At 71.3% G+C, this 7,244-nt stretch carries 3 protein-coding genes and 3 pseudogenes; 4 read left to right on the top strand and 2 right to left on the bottom strand.

Annotated features, from left to right (window positions below):
- Positions 1 to 46 precede the first annotated feature (46 nt).
- From x551_RS16340 to x551_RS16325, 4 genes and pseudogenes are all read left to right on the top strand, one after another.
- Positions 47 to 985 (top strand): TolC family protein, encoded by a 939-nt coding sequence (locus x551_RS16340; RefSeq protein WP_081771379.1) that lies wholly within the window; start codon positions 47 to 49, stop codon positions 983 to 985.
- Between the two features lie 5 nt (positions 986 to 990).
- Positions 991 to 2,112: pseudogene (locus x551_RS16335) on the top strand (efflux RND transporter periplasmic adaptor subunit); the annotation flags it as partial.
- A 73-nt stretch (positions 2,113 to 2,185) separates the two neighbouring features.
- On the top strand, positions 2,186 to 5,272 hold the full coding sequence (locus x551_RS27540; RefSeq protein ID WP_011829730.1) for an efflux RND transporter permease subunit: 3,087 nt from the start codon (positions 2,186 to 2,188) through the stop codon (positions 5,270 to 5,272).
- Between the two features lie 12 nt (positions 5,273 to 5,284).
- Positions 5,285 to 6,318, top strand: a pseudogene (locus x551_RS16325) (quinone-dependent dihydroorotate dehydrogenase).
- 16 nt (positions 6,319 to 6,334) lie between these two features.
- Here the strand turns inward: x551_RS16325 and x551_RS16320 are convergent.
- A complete protein-coding gene (locus x551_RS16320; protein ID WP_011829732.1) occupies positions 6,335 to 6,679 on the bottom strand; it encodes a hypothetical protein in 345 nt (114 codons plus the stop codon).
- A gap of 74 nt (positions 6,680 to 6,753) precedes the next feature.
- Positions 6,754 to 7,244, bottom strand: a pseudogene (locus x551_RS16315) (3-deoxy-D-manno-octulosonic acid transferase); the annotation flags it as partial.

Here is a 7,244-nt window from a genome sequence, read left to right as displayed (position 1 = left end):
AGGGCGTTGCGGCGGCCGAGGCGCGGGCCGACGCGAGCCGCGCGCAATGGCACGACGCCCGCGTCAGCCTGGCGGCCGAGGTGGCGGCCACCTACGTCGCCTGCGCAGTTGCGAGGCCGTGCTGGCGGTCTACGAGGAGGACGCGGCGTCGCTGCAGCAGACCGCCGACCTGGTGGGACAGAAGGTCCGCGCCGGCTTCGACGCACCGGCAAACGGCGCGCTCGCACGGGCCAGTGCAGCGGAGGCGGTCAACCGCGTGGCGGCACAGCAGACCGAGTGCGAGCTCTCCGTCAGGCAGCTGGTGCAGTTGACCGCGACGTCCGAACCGGCGTTGCGTGAACAGTTGCTGCCGCAGCGCGCCCGGCTGCCGCAGCCGTCCAGCTTCGAGGTCGCCGCGGTACCCGCGGCCGTGCTGTCGCAGCGTCCCGACCTCGCTGCGGCCGAACGCAACATCGTCGCGGCGGCGGCCGAGGTCGGCGCGGCCCAGGCGGATCGCTTTCCGCGCCTGAGCCTGTCGGGCTCGATCGGCCGCGCATCCATCCGCAGCGGCGGCCAGACGTTCGACGGCACGACCTGGTCCTTCGGTCCCGGCCTGCTGATGCCTCTGTTCGATGGTGGCCGGCGACGCGCCAACGTCGATGCCGCGCAGGCGCGATACGACGGCGCGATGGCTGCCTACCGCGAGCGCGCGCTGGCCGCCGTGCGCGAGGTGGAGGAAGCCCTGCTGCGGCTGGACGCGGCTGGCCGCCGCGAAGCCGACGCCGAGCGGGCGGCTCAGGGCTATGGCGAGTTCCTGGCCGCCGCGCAGACCCAGTGGCAGGTCGGCGTGGGCAGTCTGCTCGACCTGGAACAGGCGCGGCGTGCCGCGCTGGCGGCCGACGCCGGGCTGATCCAGGTGCGGCGAGAGCGCGTGAGCGCCTGGGTTCAGCTCTACAAGACGGTCGGCGGCGCCTGGCAGGCCGACGACGATACGACGACGAGGTAAAGGGCATGCAGGAGAGCAAGAGATCGCGCAAGTGGATCGTCGCGGCCGTCGCTGTGGCCGGCGTGATCGCCGTTGCGGTGGGGTTGGCCATCGGCCGCAGCGCACCCGACGGCGCGGCAGCGGCCGCCCCCGCCGCGTCGGCGGCGACCTCGGCCGGCAAGCCGGCACTCACCGTGACCACCACACGCGCCGAGACGCTCGACTGGCCGCGTACGCTGGAAGCCCACGGCAGCGTGGCGGCCTGGCAGGAGGCGTCGATCAGCGCCGAGATCGGCGGTTTCCGCCTCACCGAGGTGCGGGTCAACGTGGGCGATCGTGTCCGGCGCGGCCAGGTGCTGGCGCTGATGTCGCCCGACACGGTGCAGGCCGACCTGGCACAGACCCGTGCCGCCCTCGCCGAGGCCGAGGCCACGCTGGCCGAGGCCCAGGCGAACGCCGAGCGCGCCCGCCAGCTGCAGACCACCGGCGCCATCAGCAGCCAGCAGATCAACCAGTACCTGACCGCGGAGCAGACGGCGCGTGCGCGCCTCGAGGCGCAGCGGGCCCGGCTGGAGGTCGAGGCACTGCGGCTGCGCCAGACCCGCGTGCTCGCACCCGACGATGGCGTGATCTCGGCACGTACCGCCGCCGTCGGTGCTGTGGCCCAGCCGGGCGCCGAGATGTTCCGACTGATCCGCGGCGGACGGCTCGAATGGCGCGCCGAAGTCACCGCGACCGAGTTGCCTCGCCTCCGCGCCGGAATCCCGGTGCGGCTGCTGCACGGCGACGGCAGCAGCACGCCCGGTCGCGTGCGCATGGTCGCGCCGACCATCGACCCGCAGACGCGCAACGGCCTGGTCTACGTCGACCTGCCGGCCAACGGCGACGATCGCGCACAGGTGCGCGCCGGCCTGTTCGCGCGCGGCGAGTTCGAACTGGGCCGCTCGCCGGCGCTGACCCTGCCGCAATCGGCGGTGGTGCTGCGCGACGGCTTCAGCTATGCGCTGCGCGTGGGACCGGATGCGCGGCTCGCGCAGGTCAAGCTGGCCACCGGGCGGCGCCTGGGCGAACGCATCGAGGTGCTCGACGGCCTGAAGGCCGGCGATTTGGTGGTGGCCTCGGGCGCCGGCTTCCTCGGCGACGGCGACCTCGTTCGCGTGGTGCCGGCCGGCCCGCGCGCCGACGCCGCGTCCGCCCCTGAGACCGACCCGCGAGCTGCCGATGGACATCAACGTCTCCGCCTGGTCGATCCGCAATCCGATCCCGGCCATCCTGCTGTTCGCGCTGCTGACGGTGCTGGGACTGATGTCGTTCCGGGCGATGAAGATCCAGAACTTCCCCGACATCGACCTGCCGATGGTCACCGTCACGGCCGCCTTGCCCGGTGCATCGCCGTCGCAGCTGGAGACCGAGGTGGCGCGCAAGATCGAGAACTCGGTCGCCTCGGTGCAGGGGGTCAAGCACCTGTACACCAAGGTGCAGGACGGCGTGGCCACGATCACCGTGGAGTTCCGCCTAGAGAAGCCCATCCAGGAGGCCGTGGACGACGTGCGCGACGCCGTCTCGCGGGTGCGCTCCGACCTGCCCGTCGACCTGCGCGACCCGGTGATCGCCAAGGTCGACCTGGCGGGCATGCCGATCCTCACCTACACGGTCGCCTCGGACCGCATGGACGATGAGGCGCTGTCCTGGTTCGTCGACAACACGGTGGCCAAGACGCTGCTCAATGTGCAAGGTGTGGGCGCGGTGGCGCGGGTCGGCGGCGTCACGCGCGAGATCGCGGTCGAGCTCGACCCTGGCCGCCTGCTGGCGCTGAACGCCAGCGCGGCCGACATCTCGCGCCAGCTACGCCAGGTGCAGCAGGAGGCGGCAGGCGGCCGCACCGATGTCGGCGGGGCCGAACAGTCGGTGCGCACGCTGGGCACGGTGCAGTCGGCCGAGGAACTGGGGCGCGTGCAGATCGCGCTGAGCGACGGCCGCCGCATCCGCCTTGACGAAGTGGCGAGCGTGCGCGACACCGTGGCCGAGCAACGTTCGGCCGCCCTGCTCGACGGCCGGCCGGTGGTCGGCTTCGAGATCACGCGCAGCCGCGGTGCCGGCGAGGTGGACGTCGATGCCGGTGTGAAGCGAGCGCTCCAGCGGCTGCTGGCCGCCCACCCCGAGATCACCGTCAGCGAGGCCTTCAATTTCGTCGACCCGGTGGTCGACAACTACGAAGGCTCGATGAAGCTGCTGCTCGAGGGCGCGCTGCTGGCCGTCGTGGTGGTGTGGTTCTTCCTGCGCGACTGGCGCAGCACGCTGGTCTCGGCCACGGCGCTGCCGCTGTCCATCCTGCCGGCTTTCGTCGGCATGCACCTTCTGGGCTTCACGATCAACGGCGTGACGCTGCTGGCGCTGTCGCTGGTGGTCGGCATCCTGGTCGACGACGCGATCGTCGAGATCGAGAACATCATGCGCCACCTGCGCATGGGCAAGACGCCCTACCAGGCCGCCATGGAGGCAGCCGACGAGATCGGCCTCGCGGTCATCGCCACCACCTTCACGCTGGTCGCGGTGTTCCTGCCCACCGCGTTCATGAGCGGCGTGGCCGGCAAGTTCTTCGTGCAGTTCGGCTGGACCGCGGCCATCGCGGTGTTTGCCTCGCTGGTGGTGGCGCGCATGCTGACGCCGATGATGGCCGCCTACCTGCTACGCGCCGACGGCCAGGCCCACCATGACGGCCGTCTGATGCGGGGCTACCTGGCCGCGGCCGCCTGGTGCCTGCGGCACCGCGTGCTCACCTCGCTGGCGGCCGCGCTGTTCTTCTTCGGCTCGCTGGCACTGGCGCCGCTGCTGCCGACCGGCTTCATCCCCCCGGACGACCTGTCGCAGACGCAGGTCTACCTGGAGCTGCCGCCCGGCTCGACCTTCGAGGAGACGCGCGCCGCGGCCGAGCAGGCACGCGAGATCGTGCAGCGCCATCCGCATGTGAAGCGCGTCTACACCGCCATCGGCGGCGGCAGCGCCGGCGGCGATCCCTTCGCCGGCGCCGGTGTCGCGGAGGCGCGCAAGGCCACCCTCACCATCAATCTCACGCCACGCGGCGAGCGGGGCGGCTTGAAGAAGCAGGCCGTCGAGCGCGAGTTGCGCGACACGCTTGAGGCGCTGCCCGGCGTGCGGCTGAAGATCGGGCTGGGCGGCTCGAGCGAGAAATACGTGCTGGTGCTGGCCGGCGAGGACGGCCCGACGCTGGCCGCGCACGCGAGCCGTGTCGAGCGCGAACTGCGCACCCTGCCCGGCATCGGCAACGTGACCTCCACGTCCAGCCTGGTGCGGCCGGAGCTCATCGTGCGACCCGACTTCGCCCGCGCCGCCGACCTGGGCGTGACCTCGGCCGCGATCGCCGACACGCTGCGCATCGCGACCGCTGGCGACTACGACCAGGCGCTGGCCAAGCTCAACCTGTCGCAACGGCAGGTGCCGATGCTGGTGCGGCTGAAGGCCGACGCGCGCCAGGACCTCACGCTGCTGGCGAGGCTGCCGGTTCCCGGCGCGCACGGCCCGGTGATGCTGGGCAACGTGGCCACGCTCACGCTCGAGAGCGGCCCGGCGCAGATCGACCGCTACGACCGGCTGCGCAACATCAACTTCGAGATCGAGCTGAACCAGCAGCCGCTCGGCGCGGTGGAGAAGGCCGCGCTGGCCCTGCCCAGCCTGAAGACCTTACCGCCCGGCGTGAGCCAGACCACCGTGGGTGACGCCGAGGCGATGGCCGAGCTGTTCGAGAGCTTCGGCCTGGCGATGCTGACCGGCGTGATGTGCATCTACATCGTGCTGGTGCTGCTGTTCAAGGACTTCGTGCAGCCGGTCACCATCCTTGCGGCGCTGGTGCTGTCGGTGCCGGGCGCCTTCCTGGCGCTGTTCATCACGCACACAGCGCTGTCGATGCCGTCGATGATCGGCCTCATCATGCTGATGGGCATCGCGACCAAGAACTCCATTCTGCTGGTGGAGTACGCGATCGTCGCGCGGCGCGACCGCGGCCTGTCGCGCTGGGACGCGCTGATCGACGCCTGCAGCAAGCGCGCCCGCCCGATCGTCATGACGACGGTGGCGATGGGCGCCGGCATGATGCCGATCGCGATCGGCCTGGGTGTGGACCCGAGCTTCCGCGCGCCGATGGCGATCGTGGTGATCGGCGGCCTGATCACCTCGACCTTCCTGAGCCTGCTGGTGATCCCGGTGGTGTTCACCTACGTCGACGACCTCGTGGCCTGGCTCAAGCGCCATACCTTCAAGGGCGCGCACCGGGTGAACGCCGGCCTCTAGCAAAATGCGCTGATGCCCCTCATTCCGTACGCGCTGACGCGCCCCTTCCTGTTCGGCCTGGACGCCGAGCACGCCCACGAACTGACGCTGGCCTCGATCGCGCGGCTGCAGAACACGCCGCTGCAGTGCCTGTGGCAGCAACCGCGCATCGACGATCCGGTCACGCTGGCGGGCGTGCGCTTTCCCAACCGCATCGGCCTGGCGGCTGGCCTCGACAAGAACGGCCGCTGCATCGACGGCTTCGGTGCCATGGGCTTCGGCTTCATCGAGGTGGGGACCGTCACGCCCAAGGGACAGCCCGGCAACCCGAAGCCGCGCATCTTCCGCCTGCCGCGGGCCGAGGCGCTGATCAACCGCCTGGGCTTCAACAACGACGGCCTCGACGCCTTTCTCGCCAATGTGCGGCGCGCCAGCTTCCGTCAGGGCGGTGGTGTGCTCGGCCTGAACATTGGCAAGAACGCCGCCACGCCGATCGAGGACGCGGTCGACGACTATCTGCTCGGCCTGGAGGGTGTGTACCCGCACGCCGACTACGTGACGGTCAACATCTCCAGCCCGAACACGCAGAACCTGCGCAGCCTGCAGAGCGACGCAGCTCTCGATGCGCTGCTCGGCCGCCTGCAGGAGCGTCGCCAGCAGCTCATCGCGCGGCACGGCCGCAGCGTGCCGATGTTCGTGAAGATCGCGCCCGACCTCGACGAGGCCCAGGTCGACGTGATCGCCGCCACCTTGAAGAAGAATGCCGTCGACGGCGTGATCGCCACCAACACCACGTTGTCGCGCGATGCCGTGCGGGCCAGGCGCACGCCACCGAGGTGGGCGGCCTGAGCGGCCGGCCGGTGTTCGAGGCCAGCAACCGCGTGGTCGGCCAGCTGCGCGCCGCGCTCGGCGCCGGCTATCCGATCATCGGCGTGGGCGGCGTGATGAGTGGCGCCGATGCGCGCGCCAAGCGCGACGCCGGCGCCGACGTGGTGCAGATCTACACCGGCCTCATCTACCGCGGTCCGGCGCTGGTGAGCGAAGCGGCGCGCGCCCTGAAAGGCTGAGCCGCGACGCAGCGACTCAGTGCGGCTTGCGTCCGACGGCGCTCACGCCCTTCGGCGGCACCGACGCGAACAGCCGCGCTGCGCGGCCCTTGAGTTCGAGCAGCTCGCTCGGTGTGACCGAGTAGGTCCCGGCAACCACATTGACCTCGACCCTGAACTCCACGTCGCGGTCGCCGTTCGACAGCATGCCCGAGGTGAACTCGTAGTCCTCCTGCTCGGCCGGCAGCCCCTGGGTGCCGATGTCGTAGTCCTCGTAGTCGACGCGCGTGATCTCGCCGCTGGCCATGTCGAGCAGCCCGGAGGAACGGATCACCGTCTCGGACAGCTCGTCGAAAAGAACCACGGGCAACTTCAGATCCACGTCGAGCCTCCTGTACCTTGCATCGGCAAGACCGTGATTTTAGGCCGTGGCCCGCGGACTGTCCGACGTCGCGCTCACAGCGTGGCGACCACCGCCGCCGCCATGCGCTGCGCAGCGCCGCGGTGCGCCGCCGAGAACGCCAGCGCTGCCTGCGCCATGCGCGCACGCAGCGGCTCGTCGGCGGTGAGCGCGATCGCGCGCAGCACGCCGGTGTCGATGTCGGCCACCCGCTCGGCGGCACCTGCCGCGAGCGAGCGCTGCGCCGCATCGGCGAAGTTGAAGGTGTGCGGCCCCATCAGCACCGGGCACCCGCAGGCGGCCGCCTCGATCAGGTTCTGCCCGCCCAGCGGCTCGAAGCTGCCGCCGAGCAGCGCGACGCGCGCGGCCGCGTAGTAGGCCGGCATCTCGCGCAGCGTGTCCCCCAGCCAGACGTCGGCGGCCTGAGCCACCTCGCCGGGCTGGTCGTCGAACCACGCACTGCGGCGCGACAGCGACGCGCCGCTGCGCTCGACCAGTGCCGCCACCTCGTCGAATCGCTGCGGGTGGCGCGGCACCAGCAGCAGCC

The organism is Methylibium sp. T29, assembly GCF_000576205.1.
Lineage (GTDB): Bacteria > Pseudomonadota > Gammaproteobacteria > Burkholderiales > Burkholderiaceae_C > Methylibium > Methylibium petroleiphilum.
This window is presented reverse-complemented; position numbering and strand designations above follow the sequence as displayed.

Coding starts and splice junctions, on each gene's coding strand:
- x551_RS16340 (WP_081771379.1), top strand. CDS start 47: ATGGCACGACGCCCGCGTCAGCCTGGCGGCCGAGGTGGCGGCCACCTA.
- x551_RS27540 (WP_011829730.1), top strand. CDS start 2,186: ATGGACATCAACGTCTCCGCCTGGTCGATCCGCAATCCGATCCCGGCC.